The organism is Microbacterium foliorum (assembly GCF_003367705.1).
GTDB classification, from domain to species: Bacteria; Actinomycetota; Actinomycetes; order Actinomycetales; family Microbacteriaceae; genus Microbacterium; species Microbacterium foliorum.
On sequence record NZ_CP031425.1, the window covers coordinates 109733 to 124206 of the forward strand.

General features: G+C 70.0%; 13 protein-coding genes. 4 read left to right on the plus strand and 9 right to left on the minus strand.

All coding sequences use genetic code 11. The features are described 5' to 3' along the window. Positions 1–13: 13 nt before the first annotated feature. From DXT68_RS00580 to DXT68_RS00620, 9 genes are all read right to left on the minus strand, one after another. The gene (locus tag DXT68_RS00580) at positions 14–1162 is read right to left on the minus strand and encodes a hypothetical protein (RefSeq protein WP_244268075.1); all 1149 of its coding nucleotides are present in this window, start codon (positions 1160–1162) and stop codon (positions 14–16) included. Then, a complete protein-coding gene (locus DXT68_RS00585) occupies positions 1162–1941 on the minus strand; it encodes a hypothetical protein (RefSeq protein WP_045252657.1) in 780 nt (259 codons plus the stop codon). Before DXT68_RS00585 ends, DXT68_RS00580 begins: the two co-directional genes overlap by 1 nt. Beyond that, positions 1938–3041: a vWA domain-containing protein gene (locus DXT68_RS00590; protein WP_082068766.1), complete on the minus strand. Its 1104-nt coding sequence runs from the start codon at positions 3039–3041 to the stop codon at positions 1938–1940. The genes DXT68_RS00585 and DXT68_RS00590 overlap by 4 nt, the downstream gene beginning before the upstream one ends. Beyond that, on the minus strand, positions 3038–4024 hold the full coding sequence (locus tag DXT68_RS00595; protein ID WP_045252656.1) for a vWA domain-containing protein: 987 nt from the start codon (positions 4022–4024) through the stop codon (positions 3038–3040). Before DXT68_RS00595 ends, DXT68_RS00590 begins: the two co-directional genes overlap by 4 nt. Further along, on the minus strand, positions 4015–4506 hold the full coding sequence (locus DXT68_RS00600; RefSeq protein ID WP_045252655.1) for a hypothetical protein: 492 nt from the start codon (positions 4504–4506) through the stop codon (positions 4015–4017). Before DXT68_RS00600 ends, DXT68_RS00595 begins: the two co-directional genes overlap by 10 nt. Next, positions 4493–5380, minus strand: a complete 888-nt coding sequence (locus tag DXT68_RS00605) for a DUF58 domain-containing protein (protein ID WP_045252654.1) — start codon at positions 5378–5380, stop codon at positions 4493–4495. The genes DXT68_RS00600 and DXT68_RS00605 overlap by 14 nt, the downstream gene beginning before the upstream one ends. An 8-nt stretch (positions 5381–5388) precedes the next feature. Next, positions 5389–6534, minus strand: coding sequence for an AAA family ATPase (locus DXT68_RS00610; RefSeq protein ID WP_244918550.1), 1146 nt, complete (start codon positions 6532–6534; stop codon positions 5389–5391). A 151-nt stretch (positions 6535–6685) separates the two neighbouring features. Then, positions 6686–7390, minus strand: a complete 705-nt coding sequence (locus DXT68_RS00615; RefSeq protein ID WP_045252469.1) for a Pr6Pr family membrane protein — start codon at positions 7388–7390, stop codon at positions 6686–6688. Positions 7391–7471: 81 nt separating this feature from the next. Continuing rightward, positions 7472–8404 (minus strand): DMT family transporter, encoded by a 933-nt coding sequence (locus DXT68_RS00620; RefSeq protein ID WP_052677556.1) that lies wholly within the window; start codon positions 8402–8404, stop codon positions 7472–7474. Positions 8405–8753: 349 nt separating this feature from the next. Between DXT68_RS00620 and DXT68_RS00625 the strand changes: the two genes are divergently transcribed. The 4 genes from DXT68_RS00625 to DXT68_RS00640 all read left to right on the plus strand — a co-directional run bounded on the left by DXT68_RS00625 (position 8754) and on the right by DXT68_RS00640 (position 14301). Further along, positions 8754–10040 carry an adenylosuccinate synthase gene (locus DXT68_RS00625; protein WP_045252474.1) on the plus strand — a complete coding sequence of 429 codons (1287 nt, stop codon included), beginning with the start codon at positions 8754–8756 and terminating at the stop codon, positions 10038–10040. 7 nt (positions 10041–10047) lie between these two features. After that, a complete protein-coding gene (locus DXT68_RS00630) occupies positions 10048–11175 on the plus strand; it encodes a lactonase family protein (RefSeq protein ID WP_052677557.1) in 1128 nt (375 codons plus the stop codon). A gap of 51 nt (positions 11176–11226) precedes the next feature. Next, positions 11227–12615 (plus strand): MFS transporter, encoded by a 1389-nt coding sequence (locus DXT68_RS00635; protein ID WP_045252473.1) that lies wholly within the window; start codon positions 11227–11229, stop codon positions 12613–12615. Between the two features lie 252 nt (positions 12616–12867). Then, entirely contained in the window at positions 12868–14301 is a 1434-nt protein-coding gene (locus DXT68_RS00640) for a dihydrolipoyl dehydrogenase family protein (protein WP_045252648.1), read from the plus strand. The last annotated feature ends 173 nt before the right edge of the window (positions 14302–14474 follow it).

A 14474-nucleotide genomic window follows, 5' to 3' on the forward strand; every position in this document is an offset into this window, starting at 1 on the left:
CCGCGGCGCCCGATCACTGGAACCCGGGGTAGTCCTTCAGCTTCTCCTCGTATTCCGCCCGATCGTTCTCGCTGAGCACGGCGCTCGCGAGCACGACCATCTGCAGCCCTTCGAGCGGTTCCCCGGTGCGTGCGCTCTGCGCCTCGCGCGTGGTGCGGAAGTCGCCCGTCGGGTCGTTCGACAGGTCGTAGATGTTGGCGTAGAGCCGCGTCGGATCGGGGTAGTTGTCGGTGTAGTACTCCCACGTGTGCTGCTCGCGCGGGTCTTCGCTGCCGTAGAGCTTCGCGATCATCGTCGGATCGATGCCCGAGTACTCGCCGTTGAACGAGTAGAGCGGCGGCATCCCGTGCTCGGCGACGACCGCGTCGATGGTGGCCATGACGTCGAGCTTGGTGTTGTAGTCCTGGATCGGCTGGGTGGTCGCCCACCCCACCGACGTGTACTCGATCAGCATCGATTCTCCGCCGTACCCGTTGCGCTCGGGACGCAGGTCCTCGTCGCCGACCTGCACCCATTCGTACCCGTACTCGGCGGTGATGCGGGCGCGGATGTCGGCGAAGACGCTGTCGGCCTCCGCCCGCACCTCCTCGAGCGACTGCTGACGGAGGGCTGCCTGAGGGTCGGTGCCCTTGATGCCCGGGTAGGCCTCCTCGTGCTTCTGCTCCTCGGTCTTCATGCCGTCGTAGCTTCCGGATGCCGAGGTCTGCAGTGCACCGATGCCGCCGACGGTGGCGACGTTGAAGATCAGCGTGACCGCGAGCGCCACGGCGGCCAGGGTGCGTCCGCGGGCGGTGAACAGAGCGCCGACGATCACGGCCGCCACGACGAGCTGCAGTGTCAGCATCGTGACGCCGTAGAGCACGTCGGTCGCTCCCACGGCCAGCGTGATCAGCAGGATCGCGGCGAACAGGATGCCGGCCACCAGCGAGATCCAGCCCAGGGCGTTCGCCGGTCTCTTCGGCGCGTCCGCGGTGCCGGGGGCGGTGCCGGATGCCGAGCCGGTCGCAGAGCCGGTCGCGGTGGCCGTGGTTCCCGGGATGCCGGGCTGCTGCACGAAGGGGCCGGATGCGCGGCGCGCGTTGCGGTATCCGCCGGGAGGCGGCACCGGCGGCGCCCCTTCGGTGCCGGCGACGTAGCGCGCGCGCTGCTTCTCGTGATCCATCACCATGGCTTGTCCGTCCCCGAGCCGCCGCCGTCTTCGCCCTGCTGCTGGTCGCGCTCCTGCGTGCCCTGCTCGAGCTTGTCCTTGAGCTCGTCGAGCTTGTCCTCCGACGGTTGCGGCTCCGACTCCTCCTGAGGCTGCTCCTCCTCGGGCGGCGTCTGCTGCTGCTGCTTCTGCTTCAGCCGGCCCTCGAGATCCTCCTTGCTCTGCTGCATGTCACGGTCGGGGTCGGAGGACTGCTCCTCCGCCTCGTCGCTGTCGCACTCCGGCGGCATCTCGGACGTGACGGTGAGCGCCTCGCCGTAGAGCGCCGCGGCTCCCGTGCCGTCGCCGTCGGCCCTGGCCGCATCTCCCATGCGCTCGATCACGAGCCCGAGGTTGATGCGCACGCTGCAGACCTCGAGGCCGGTGGCCAGGTCGAGCGATTCCTCGAGCTTCGCGCGCGATGCCGACAGCTCCTCGGCGCCGGCGAGGGCGGTGCCCGCGTTGAAGGGAGCCTTATAGGGCTCGAACCAGTTGAGGAACTCCTGGCCGTGGGCGGCGGACTCCGATCCCGCGAAGTCGTCGGCGACGTAGGCCGTGATCGACTGGTGCGCGAACGCGTACATGCTCAGCACCTTGCCGACGAAGAGCAGCGCGGCGAGAGTGAGGGGCAGCGTGCCGATCGCGATCCAGCGGCGGATGCGGCGCCGCCGACGGTTCGATGCCAGAAGAGCGGATGCCGCCCTCGCGCGGAGGTCCTCGGGCGCCGTCGCCTCGGGTGCGGTCGTCTCGGTCACGCGGCACCTCCGTCGTCGGGCCTGGACGTCGTCGCTTCGCGCGTCGACCGGGATGCGTCGCGCGCCGACCGGGTCGCGTCGCGCGTCGATCGGTCCCGGTCGCGGGTCGCGCGGGCACGCGGGGTGCGCAGCAGCCGCAGCCGGGCGACGAGCATGCCGGCCCGCGCCAGTTCGACGCCGAGCAGGGCGACGACGACGAGCGCGGCGATCCAGTAGAGCTCGGTGACGTTGCCGACGGATCCGGATTCGGCGTAGTTCGTCGTCGTCGAGGGGGCGTCGGGCAGCACGATCTCGGCATCCGCCGTGCGGTGCTGGTACTCGACGCCGAGCTCACCGGCGATCGCCTCGAGGTTCGTCTCGTCGATCACCGACAGCGCGTTCGACCCCTGGTACTCGATGTACTCGCCGGATCCCGAGTCGCCGAGACCGCCGGTGGTCAGCCGCATCGGCCCGCCCTCCGCGGTGCCGTAGCCGAACACGGCACCGGCGTCGGTGAACTCCGCGCTGCCGTCGAACGGCTCGGGTGCCGAGGTGACCGTCTGCTCGCCGTCGCCGAAGTAGAACACCATGCGCGAGCGGTCGGGTGAGGACTCCGCCGCGTTCGAGAGGGTCTCTGTGAGCAGCGGACTCGCGATGCCGATCGAGCTGCCCCGCGACTGACTCGTCACCTCGGGGCGCAGCACGTCGAGAGACGAGATGAGGGAGGTGGTGTCGGTGGTGAGCGGCATCCGCAGGTCGGCCGAGGCGTCGAAGGTGATCAGGGCGAACCGTGCTCCCGGGTACTCGTCGACGATGCTCTGCACGTCGGCGCGCACTCCGTCGAGGCGCGGCTCGTCGCCGTTCCAGTCCTCGGCGACGATGCTCGCGGTGGTGTCGACGACCAGCACGACGTCGGTGTCGGTCGCGAGGGTCTGGGTGGCGCCGCCGGGGATGCCGGGGCGCAGGAACATGACGAAGCAGGCCAGCAGCAGCACGAGCCGCAGGACCCACAGCGCCTTGTCGCGGCCCTTCGCCTTCGCCAGCGCGATCACGGCGAGAGCCCCGACCGGCGCGCACAGCAGCACGAGGAGGAAGACGTTCAGCACGGGCTGGAAGATCACAGTCGCACCCTCCACAGCACCACGAGGAACGAGAGCATCGAGATCAGCAGCACCACGATCCACAGGTTCGGGGTATCGGTCCACACCACCTGCGCCTGTCCCTTCAGCTCCGTCGCCTCCTGCTCCTGCACCTGGGTGACGATGTCGCTGACGGTGGTCGTGTCGCGCAGGCCGTAGGCCGCGCCTCCCGTGACTTCGGCCGCCTTCGCCAGCTCGGCGCTCACGGCGTCGTCCTTGCCCGCGACGGGGTTGAGCGCGAACACGCGCACGCCGATCGAGTCGGCATACGCGGCCGCCTCGTCGAGGGTCACGATCGAGGCTCCGTTGATCTCGTTGTCGGTGGCGAAGATGATCGACCGGGAGCGCTCGTCGTCGGGGTGGTCGAACGCCATCGTGCAGGCCGCGAGCCCGTCGCCGATCAGCGAGGCGCCGTTGCCGTTCAGCGTGCCGACCCAGTGCTCCGGGACCTGATCGGTGTAGTCGAAGCTCTCCCGGATGCTCTGCAGATGACCGCGGATGAAGTCGTAGTCGTCCGTGAGCGGGAAGATCTGCACGGGCGAGCTGTTGAAGATGGTCAGTCCGATGCGCTCCCCCTCGAAGTCGTCGAGCAGATCCTCGAACACCGACAGCACCTCGACATCGACCTCGCTCATCGATCCCGAGACGTCGAGGCAGAGCATGATGTCGCGGCTCGTGTTGACCGGCTGGATGGTCTGCGACGACATCGGCCGCGCCGCGATGACTCCCGCCGACAGTGCGGCGACCACTCCGAGCAGCAGGACGGCCGAGAGGGCGAGCACGCGACGGTTCAACGCCTGGCGGAAGGTGGGCAGCGCCCGCAGACGCTCGGCGCGGGCGACGCGGGCGCGCTCGTGCTCCTCGGTCCTGGCGCCGCTGCGCAGGCCGACGACCACCCCGATCGCGATCGCGGCGAGTACGACGCCCACCGCGACGAGGATCAGCCATCCGTTGGCTAGTGCCATGTGCGCACCACCGTTCGCGCGGCCTCGGCACCCGCGGCCGGATCGATCGCGGGACCCTGACGGAAGATGCTGGGGTAGTAATGACGCCCCATGGCGTCGATCAGCGCCGGATGCACCCCGCGCGCGACGAGATCGTCGAGGGCGAGCACCGGGGCTTCGAGTCCGCTGTACTCGTTGACGAACGTGCGCACCACGCGGCTGAACTCGAGGTTCGCATTGCGGGCCGAGAGCGTGCGGGCGCGGTAGTCGTCTTCGATGCGCTGGATGCGGTCGAGATACTCCACCCGCAGCTGCGACAGCACGTCGACGGTCAGCAGCAAGGGCCCCTGCGACTCGTCGGTGAGGGGGAGATCGCGACGCGGCCGGGTGAGGGCGGCCACCAGCCAGGCTCCCGCGATCAGGAGCGCGAGGACGCCGAACGCGAGCAGGATCCAGCCCCAGCCGTACTGGGCCGGAGGGTAGAGCTCGTCAGAGCCGGGCATTCGACCTCCGATTCAGCAGCTGGAGCAGCTGCGAGACGGCGTCGTCCTGACCGGCCAGCACGCTGTGGCTGATCTCCATGCGCGTGAGCACCTCGGCCAGGCGGGCGGCGTCCGCCTCGGTCTGCGCCGTGAGCTCGCGGATGATGTCGAGGTCACCCTGCACGAAGTCCGGCACCTCCCACAGACTGTCCACATCGCTGCGGATCGTTCCGGTCGCGTGGTCGAGCACGGGATCCGCGTCGCTCACGGTCAGCCACAGCACGTCGTGCTGCACGCGCAGGCGTCGCAGCATCCGCTCGGTCTCGTCGGTCACGGGAGCCTCGTCGGTGATCACCACGACGATCATCCGGCGCGAGATGGTGCGGGTGACGTACGAGAGCAGGGCGTCGCGGTCGCTGGACGCGGTGCTGGAGTCGATGGCCCCGTCGATCGTGCGCAGCGCGTGTTCGAGAGCGCCCTCGCTGCGGCCCGGTGCGCGGCGACGGATGCGGTCGGAATCGCCGTACACGAGCGAGAAGTCGTCGCCGTGCCGCAGCGCCAGCACCCCGAGCACACCGGTGGCGAGGATCGCGAGGTCCTTCTTCGACCTCTCGTCGTGGGCGAGAGCGGCCATCGAGCGTCCGGTGTCGACCACGAAGAGGATGGTGTGCATGCGCATCGCCCGGTGCCGCTTGACCAGGGGTGTGCCCAACCGGGCGGTCGCGCGCCAGTCGATGTCGCGCACCTGATCGCCGTACTCGTACTTGCGCAGATCCTCGAAGTCGAGGCTGCGCCCGTGCAGCAACGACGCGTAGGCGCCGTCGAGCGCGTGCAGCGACTTGCGCGACGAGTGGATGAAGAGCTTGCTCTTCACCTGGGTGATCAGGCTGGGCATGGCGGGTGTCAGGGTGTGGGGACCGACGCGAAGATCTGGTCGATGATCTCCTCGCTGCGGATGCCCTCGGCGTCGGCCTCGAACGTCAGCAGCACGCGGTGGCGCAGCACCAGGTGGCGCAGCGAGCGGATGTCCTCGGGCAGCACGTGCGCGCGGCCGTTGAGCAGGGCGAGTGCGCGGGCGGCCTGCAGGAAGGCGATGCTCGCGCGGGGGCTCGCGCCGTACTTGATGTATCGGGCGCGCTCCTCGCCGATGTAGGGGGCGGGGTTCCGCGTGACATAGGTGATCGAGACGATGTAGTTGCGGATCGCGGGGTCGACGTAGATGCGGCTCGCGACGTCCTGCAGCATGTCGACGTCGTCGAGGCCGATCGCGCTCGAGACGTGACGGTCGGGATCGAGCACGCCGGAGTCGATGCGACCGAGGATCTCGAACTCCTCGGCAGGGCTCGGGTACTCGACGATCTCCTTGAGCAGGAAGCGGTCCATCTGCGCCTCGGGCAGCTCGTACGTGCCCTCCTGCTCGATGGGGTTCTGCGTCGCGATCACGAGGAACGGCTTGGGCAGGTGATGCACCTCGCCGCCGATCGTGGTCTGGTGCTCCTGCATGGCCTCGAGCATGGCGCTCTGGGTCTTCGCGCTCGAGCGGTTGATCTCGTCGAGCAGCACGAAGTTGGCGTGCACCGGACCCAGCACGGTGCGGAAGGAGCCGGTCGCCGCGTCGTAGATCTGGTTGCCGGTGATGTCGCTGGGCAGCAGGTCGGGCGTGCACTGGATGCGCTTGAACTGCGCTTTGACCGTGTCGGCGAGCGTGCTCGCGGCAGTCGTCTTCGCGAGCCCCGGAACGCTCTCGAGCAGGATGTGGCCGCCGGCGATCAGCGAGATCAGCAGGCTCATGCGCAGCCGCTCCTGACCGACCATCTTTGCCGAGTACGCGTCGGAGACGGTCTTCAGCACCTCGCTCGCTCGACGCAGCTCGGCATCGGTCGGGGCTTCGGACTTTCTGCTCGCCGAGGGGGACGCGGGTGGTGCGGCGGCCGCAGCCGCGGCACGGGTGGCCGGAGCGGGCGGGGCCGGGGGCATCGACGCGCCGGGCGGCGCGGGGGGAGGCGGCGTCGCGCGTGCAGAGGGCTCGGGCGCGTAGGGCTCGTTCATCGATGTGTCTCCTCGTTGCCACGGGGACGCATCGACGATCCCCCGCGACCAGCGTAACCGCATCCGCACACCCCGATCCGGCGCGCGCATGGGGACTTGTGCCCATGCGGACGCCCGGCTGTGCCGCTGCCGGTTCCGGAGCGGATGCCGGTCAGGCGTCTCCGGCCGCCACCCGTGCACCGCGCCGGCGACCGACCAGGACGACCAGGGCGGCCACACCGATGATCGCGACCGCGATGCCGATGATGTAGCCGGCGACGCCGAGGTAGCCGCCGACGAGGCGCGGGTCGAGGAACGGATACGGGTACCACCAGGTGTTCCCCGTGGCGGGCGAGGTGATGAAGTTCGCGCGGATCATCGTGTAGATCGCCCAGAGGATCGGGAAGATCGCGGCGATGAAGATCGTGCTCCAGGAGAGGGCGCGTCGCCGAGGCGCGAAGAGCACGTCGAGCAGCAGGAACAGAGGGAACACGACGTGCAGCACCTCGTTCGACCAGGGGACCGTGACGCCCTGGGGCAGTTCGACGCCGCGGAGCAGGGTGTTGTAGACGATGCCGGTCACGATCATGTAGGTGCTCGCGCAGACGAGGGCGACGGCGAGCCCGTTCGGCTCCGGCCGGTCGTCACGGCGGTGGCGCAGTGCCCAGACCGCCGCGATGATCAGGACGATTGCTGCGAGCAGGTTCGACAGGATCGTGAAGAAGCTGAGGAAGTTCGCGGCGACCGTGGGCAGATGCTGCCCCCACTCGGTCGTGGCGTCGAGGGCGTTCTGGATGCTGCGGGACAGCTGGGCGATGATCGCGGCGAGTGAGAGCACTGCTGCAGCGAGTCGTGCGTAGGGCCACCAGGTCGTCATCTTCGCCTCCGCGCACACCCTATCGGGCGAGGAGGGTGAAGCGGGAGGGGAGGCCTCGGCATACCGGGCGGAGCGCACGGGTCAGGTGCGGCGGCGCCACCGCATGCGGGTGACGAGGACTCCGAGCAGGCAGAGTGCGCCGCCCACGAACATGAGCGGAGTCGGCACCTCGCCGAGGATCGCCCACGACATCAGGATCGCGATCGCCGGAACGACGTAGGTCGTGGCGGAGGTCTGCCCCGCCGTGCTGCGCTGCAGGACGTAGGCCCAGGTCGTGAAGGCGATCGCGGTCGGGAAGATGCCTAGGTAGACGACCCACAGCGTCGCGTCGAGCGGAGCCGTCTGCAGGGCACCGACGAGACTGCCCGTCCAGGGGAGCAGGGCGACCGTGCCCGCGACGGCCCCGAGGAAGGTCAGCGTCGTCGCGTCGGACCCGGCGCTGAGCAGCCGCTTCTGCAGCAGCGTGCACCCGGCGTACATGACCGCGGCGAGCAGCGCGAGCAGCAGCCCGGTGATGTCGGGCCCCGCGCTCGTCGACGAGTTCATCCCGATCATCACCACGCCGAGGAAGGCGATCGGAGCGCCGATGACGAGCGGCCGCGGGAAGCCCTCACGCAGGAACAGTCCGCTGAAGATCACCACCATCAGCGGTGCGAGGTTCACGACCATCGCCGCCGTGCCCGCGTCGAGTGAGCGCTCCGCGGCGTTCAGGGCGAGGTTGTAGACGCAGAACCAGCCGACGCCCCACACGGCGACGAGCCACCGGTGGCGACGTTCGGGCAGACGGATGCCGTGGCGCACCGCGATGATCGCGAGTGCTGCGCTGCCCACGGCCATGCGCAGCAGCGCCAGGGAGCCCGGGTCGAAGTGAGTGCCCGCACCGCGGATGCCGATGAACGCCGACGCCCACAGCACCACCGTGACGAGGGCGGCGACGAGCACGAGCGGACCCTGTGAGCGGGGCTTCGCGGGAATCAGGGTGTCGTCGCGCTGCACGCGACCGGTCTTCGGCATCCTTCGATCCTGGCACCGGCCACCGACATCGGAGATGCGCCCGAGCGACAGCATCCGTTCCTTTTCCGCCATCCGTGCAGCGCCTCCGCGCGGAGGTGTGCGATTGCAGGACGCACGCACGGATGCAGGACGGAACGCCCACTTTCGTCCTGCATCCGTGCATCGGTCCTGCATCTGTGCGGCACCCCGACCCACCGCCCGCCAGAATCCCCGACCCACCGCCCACCCGACCGCCCGACCACCCGACCACCCGACACGGCGGTGAAACACCCCTTCGGTAGGATGGGACCGCCCGCAGAGGGCCAGCTCATCAGCCGGTGCAAACCCGGCGGAAGCAAGGGGGATACCCATGCCAGGAATCGTTATCGTCGGCGTCCAGTGGGGCGATGAGGGCAAGGGCAAGGCGACCGACCTGCTCGGCGAGCGCACCGACTGGGTCGTGAAGTTCAACGGCGGCAACAACGCCGGTCACACGGTCGTGGTCGGCAACGAGAAGTACGCGCTGCACCTGCTGCCCTCCGGCATCCTCTCGCCCGGGGTCACGCCCGTCATCGGCAACGGCGTCGTCATCGACCTCGAAGTGCTCTTCAGCGAGCTCGAGGCGCTCGGCGGACGCGGCATCGACGTCTCGCGCCTCAAGGTCAGCGCCAACGCGCACCTCATCACCCAGTACCACCGCACGCTCGACAAGGTCACCGAGCGCTTCCTCGGAAAGCGCATGATCGGCACGACCGGCCGCGGCATCGGACCGGCATACGCCGACAAGATCAACCGCGTCGGCATCCGCGTGCAGGATCTGTTCGACGAGAACATCCTGCGGCAGAAGGTCGAGGGCGCCCTCGATCAGAAGAACCACCTGCTGGTGAAGATCTTCAACCGCCGGTCGATCACCGCCGACGAGGTCGTCGAGGACCTGCTCTCGTACGCCGAGCGTCTGCGGCCCATGGTCGCCGACACCGGTCACCTTCTCGACGACGCGCTGCGCCGTGGCGAGGTCGTCGTGTTCGAAGGCGGCCAGGCCACCATGCTCGACGTCGATCACGGCACCTACCCGTTCGTCACCTCGTCGTCGGCCACGGCCGGCGGCGCCTCGACGGGATCGGGAGTCGGACCTGGCGCGCTCGACCGCATCGTCGGCATCGTCAAGGCGTACACGACCCGTGTGGGCTCCGGTCCCTTCCCGACCGAGCTCTTCGACGAGCAGGGCGAGTGGCTGCGTTCGCGCGGTTTCGAGTTCGGCACCACGACCGGGCGTCCGCGCCGAGTCGGCTGGTACGACGCCCCCATCACGCGCTACGCGACCCGGGTGAACGGCATCACCGACCTGGTGCTCACCAAGCTCGACATCCTCACCGGTCTCGAGCAGATCCCGGTCTGCGTGGCGTACGACGTCGACGGCACGCGCTTCGACGAGGTGCCCGTCAACCAGACGGACTTCCACCACGCGACGCCGATCCTCGAGTACTTCCCGGGCTGGAGCGAGGACATCTCGACCGCGCGGTCGTTCGACGATCTGCCGCAGAACGCGCAGGACTACGTGCTCGCACTCGAGGGCATGAGCAACACGCGCATCTCGGTCATCGGCGTCGGCCCCGAGCGCGACCAGGTGGTCGTGCGTCACGACCTGCTGGACTGAGCGCATCGTGACCCGGTTCTGGCTCGGCGGATACGGCTCCGCGATGGAGGGCTCCGCCGACGGCATCGGGCTGCTCGCCGGCGACGCCGACCGGCAGACCGCCCTCGAGTACCGCGGCGCGGTCACGCAGACGCCGTCGCCGTCATGGCTCGCGCAGCATCCGACCCTCGACGTCGTCTACGCGGCGCTCGAGGGGGATGCCGCCGTGCAGGCGTTCTCACGCAGCGGCGAGTCCACGCTCCGCCCCCTCGGCGAGCCGGTCGAGGCCGGAGAGAACGTGTGCCACGTCGCGGTGGCGCCGTCCGGCGGGTACCTCGTCGCCAGCTGCTACGGCGACGGCCGGGTCGTGCGCATCGGCATCGATGAGCAGGGCCGGCTGGTTCAGGATGCCGGCAACAGGGCCGCTGAGCTCCGCGCCGCATTGCTGGGCGAACCGCTCGAGGCTGCTCCGCCCGCGGGCGTCGCCGCCGCGGCATCCGACCCCTATGCGGGGTCTCTCGCGGCATCCGGCGAGGACGCGGCCTCGGGCGAGGAGCGCGTCTCGCACGCGCACTCCGCCGTCTTCCTCGCCGACGGACGCATCGCCACGACCGACCTCGGCTTCGATCTCGTGCGCATCTGGCGCCCCACGGCGGGCGGGCTGATCCTCGATCACGAGATCGTGCTGCCGATGGGCACCGGGCCGCGCCACATGGTCGCGCACCCCAGCGGCCATCTGCACGTGGTGACCGAGTACTCGTGCGAGGTGTTCACTCTCGCCACAGGCCGCGACGGCACGTGGGCGGTCGTGTCCGCCGTGCTGTCGAGTCCGATCGCCGAGGTGGGCACGGACTTCCCCGCCGAGCTGGTGCGCTCGCGCGACGGACACTTCCTCTACACCGCGCTGCGCGGCAGCAACACGATCGCCGCGCTGCGTGTGCGGGGCGGCGGCGAGAGCCTCGAATCGATCGCCCTCGCCGACTCCGGTGTGGACTGGCCGCGGCATCATCTCGTGCACGAGGGCAAGCTGCTCGTGGCGGGGCAGCGGTCCGACAGCATCGCCCTGCTCGACCTCGACGAGCGCACGGGGGCGCCGCTCGGCATCCGTCACACGGCTCAGGCGCCGACGCCGACGCACTTCCTGCCCGTCCGGTAGTCGCCAGGCCCGCTTGACCTCAACCTTTGTTGAGGTTCTACCGTCGTGCCTATGACCATACATACGGATGGGGTGCCGACCGAGAAGGTCGCCTCCCCCGGAATCATGAGCGGCGCTTGCCTCTGGATCACGATCGGGGCCTGCGCGCTCGTGTTCCTCGGTGCGTTCGAATCACTCGCCGTCACCACGGTGATGCCCGTCGTCAGCGCCGACCTCGACGGTGAGCGCCTGTACGCGCTGGCATTCGCCGGCCCGCTGGCCACGGGAGTGATCGGCATGGTCATCGCGGGCAACTGGGCGGACCGGCGAGGACCGGTGGCGCCGCTGTACACCTCGGTCGTGCTCTTCGTGATCGGACTGCTGGTGGCGGGGTTCGCGCCCACCATGGAGGTGCTCGTCGCCGGACGCTTCGCCCAGGGCCTCGGCAACGGGGGTCTGATGGTCGCCCTCTATGTGGTCGTCGCGCGGGTGTACCCCCGCACGCTGCATCCCGCGATCTTCGCCGGATTCGCCGCCGCCTGGGTCGTCCCCTCGCTCGTCGGACCCACGGTGGCCGGAGCCGTCACCGAGCTGTGGAGCTGGCACTGGGTGTTCCTCGGCGTCGTGCTCCTCGTCGTGCCGGCCCTGCTCATGGTGGTCCCGGCGCTCCGCGGGCTGTCCGGCGCCGGCGACGCGACGACGCCGTGGGCGCTCGGGCGACTCGGGTGGGCGGTGCTCGCCGCGGCCGCGGTGCTCGCCCTCAACCTGGTCGGCGATGTGCCGGGGGCGGGCCCGGTCCTCGCCGGGGCAGCGGTCGTGGTGGCGCTCGTCGCGGTGCGGGCGCTGCTGCCGAAGGGAACGCTCCGCGCCGTGCGCGGCCTCCCCTCCGTGATGCTCGTGCGAGGGCTGGCGGCCGCAGGGTTCTTGGGTGCGGAGGTGTACATCCCGTATCTGCTGACCGAGCGCTACGCCGTCTCGCCCACGGTGGCCGGACTCTCGCTCACCGGCGGGGCGCTCGCGTGGTCGATCGCCGCGACCGTGCAGGGGCGCATGAGCACCCGCCTGCCCAGCGCCGTGGCCGTGCGCATCGGCACGATCCTCGTCGCCGCGGGCGTCGCTCTCACCCTCGTCGCCGCCGCGCTCGCCGCTCCGGTCGCCTCCATCGTCGTCGCGTGGATCGTCGCAGGCGCCGGGATGGGACTGATGAGTCCGCGCACCAGCGCCCTCACCCTCGAGATGTCGGCACCCGAGAACCAGGGATTCAACAGCTCGGCGATGTCGGTCGCGGACTCGTTCGGCAGCGCCCTCGCCCTCGCGATCACGGGGGTCCTGTTCACGGGTGTCGTCGCGGTCGCCGATCCGTTCGTCGATCCGTTCGTCATCGTGTTCGTGTTCGCGGGCATCCTCGCGCTCGTCGCGGCGGTGCTCGCTCCCCGGGTGGCTGCGCCGGTGGCTGGCTGAGCGGCTGGCTGAGCGGACCGTTCACAACTCAGCACGGATCCGTGAGAGTCGGCGGGGAGGGGCCAGTCCGGGCAGATGGGGAACTTTCCTGCTGAGTTGTGAACGGAGACCCGCTCAGCCACCCCGACCGCGCCGACCCCCAGCCACCCCCGCCGACGCGCCCGGGACGCCGTTGCACAGTGCGGGGCGGAACACCACCCCGTGACTCGACGTTGGTCTTGAGCGAGACTGGGCGACGGAGAGGTGCACCCCATGACTGCTGAGAAGACCGACGAATACGACCTGATCGTGCTGGGCGGAGGTCCGGTGGGCGAGAATGTCGCCGACCGCGCCGTGCAGGACGGACTGACCGCGATCATCGTGGAGAGCGAGCTGGTGGGCGGTGAGTGCTCGTACTGGGCTTGCATGCCGTCGAAGGCGCTGCTGCGCTCGGGCCAGGCTCTGCGTGCGGCGCAGAACGTCAAGGGAGCGGCCGAGGCGGTCACCGGAAAGCTCGACGTACGGGCGGTCTTCGACCGCCGCGACTCGTTCACGAGCCACTGGTCGGATGACGGTCAGGTGAAGTGGCTCGACTCCGCCGGCATCGACCTGGCACGCGGTCACGGCCGTCTGTCGGGCGAGCGGGAGGTGACGGTGACGGATGCCGACGGGGGAACCCGCGTGATCCGCGCGCGCCATGCGGTCGCGATCAGCACGGGCTCGGATGCCGTGATCCCGCCGATCGACGGGCTGCGCGAGGCGTCTCCGTGGACGAGCCGCGAGGCGACCAGCGCCGAGGAGCTGCCCGAGTCCCTCGCCGTGATCGGTGGAGGAGTGGTCGCGGTCGAGATGGCGACGGCATACGCGGCTCTCGGCTCGACCGTCACGATCATCGCCCGCAGCGGTCTGCTCGGCACGATGGAGCCCTTCGCGGGCGAGCGCGTCGCTGCGGGGTTGCGGGAGCTCGGCGTCGACGTGCGCACCGACACCGGCACCACGCGCGTCACACGCGGAGACGACGGCGTGACGATCGTGCTCGACGACGACGCGACGGTCACCGCGGCGGAGGTCCTCGTCGCCACCGGGCGCTCACCTCGCAGCGGTGATGTCGGGCTCGATGTCGTCGGCCTCGAGCCGGGGCGCTGGATCACTGTCGACGACACGATGCGCGTGCCCGGCTCCGACTGGCTCTACGCGGTCGGCGACGTGAACGGCCGCGTGCTGCTGACGCACCAGGGCAAGTACCAGGCGCGTGCGGCCGGCGACGTGATCGCGGCACGCGCTCAGGGTGCGGACGTCGATGACGAGCCCTGGGGAAAGCACGTCGCGACCGCCGATCACGCGGCCGCGCCGCAGGTGACCTTCTCGTTCCCCGAGGTCGCGTCTGTCGGGCTCACGGAGTCGCAGGCGCGCGAGGCCGGAATCGACGTGGCGGCGATCGACTACGACCTGGGCGGCATCGCGGGCGCGAGCCTGTACGAGGACGGCTTCGAGGGCCAGGCCCGCATCGTGATCGACACGGCGCGTGACGTGATCGTCGGGGCGACGTTCGTGGGCCCGGAGGTCGCGGAGCTCGTGCAGACGGCGACGGTGGCGATCGTCGGCGAGGTGCCGATCGCCCGGCTGTGGCACGCCGTGCCCGCGTATCCGACGATCAGCGAGATCTGGCTGCGCCTCCTCGAGACCTACGGGCGGGACTCGGCGTGATCCGCAAGAGAATCCGCCCGGGGCGCTCGCGGGCGGATGCCGGTGGGCGATCCGTTCCGGCATCCGCTCCGAACAGACACGGGAGGCAGGGCGCGTTCCGCGCGCGCTGACCGGGATTGTTACTCACATCGACAGCCCCGCGCGCAAGCCTGGGACGGATGTCGCAGACCTCT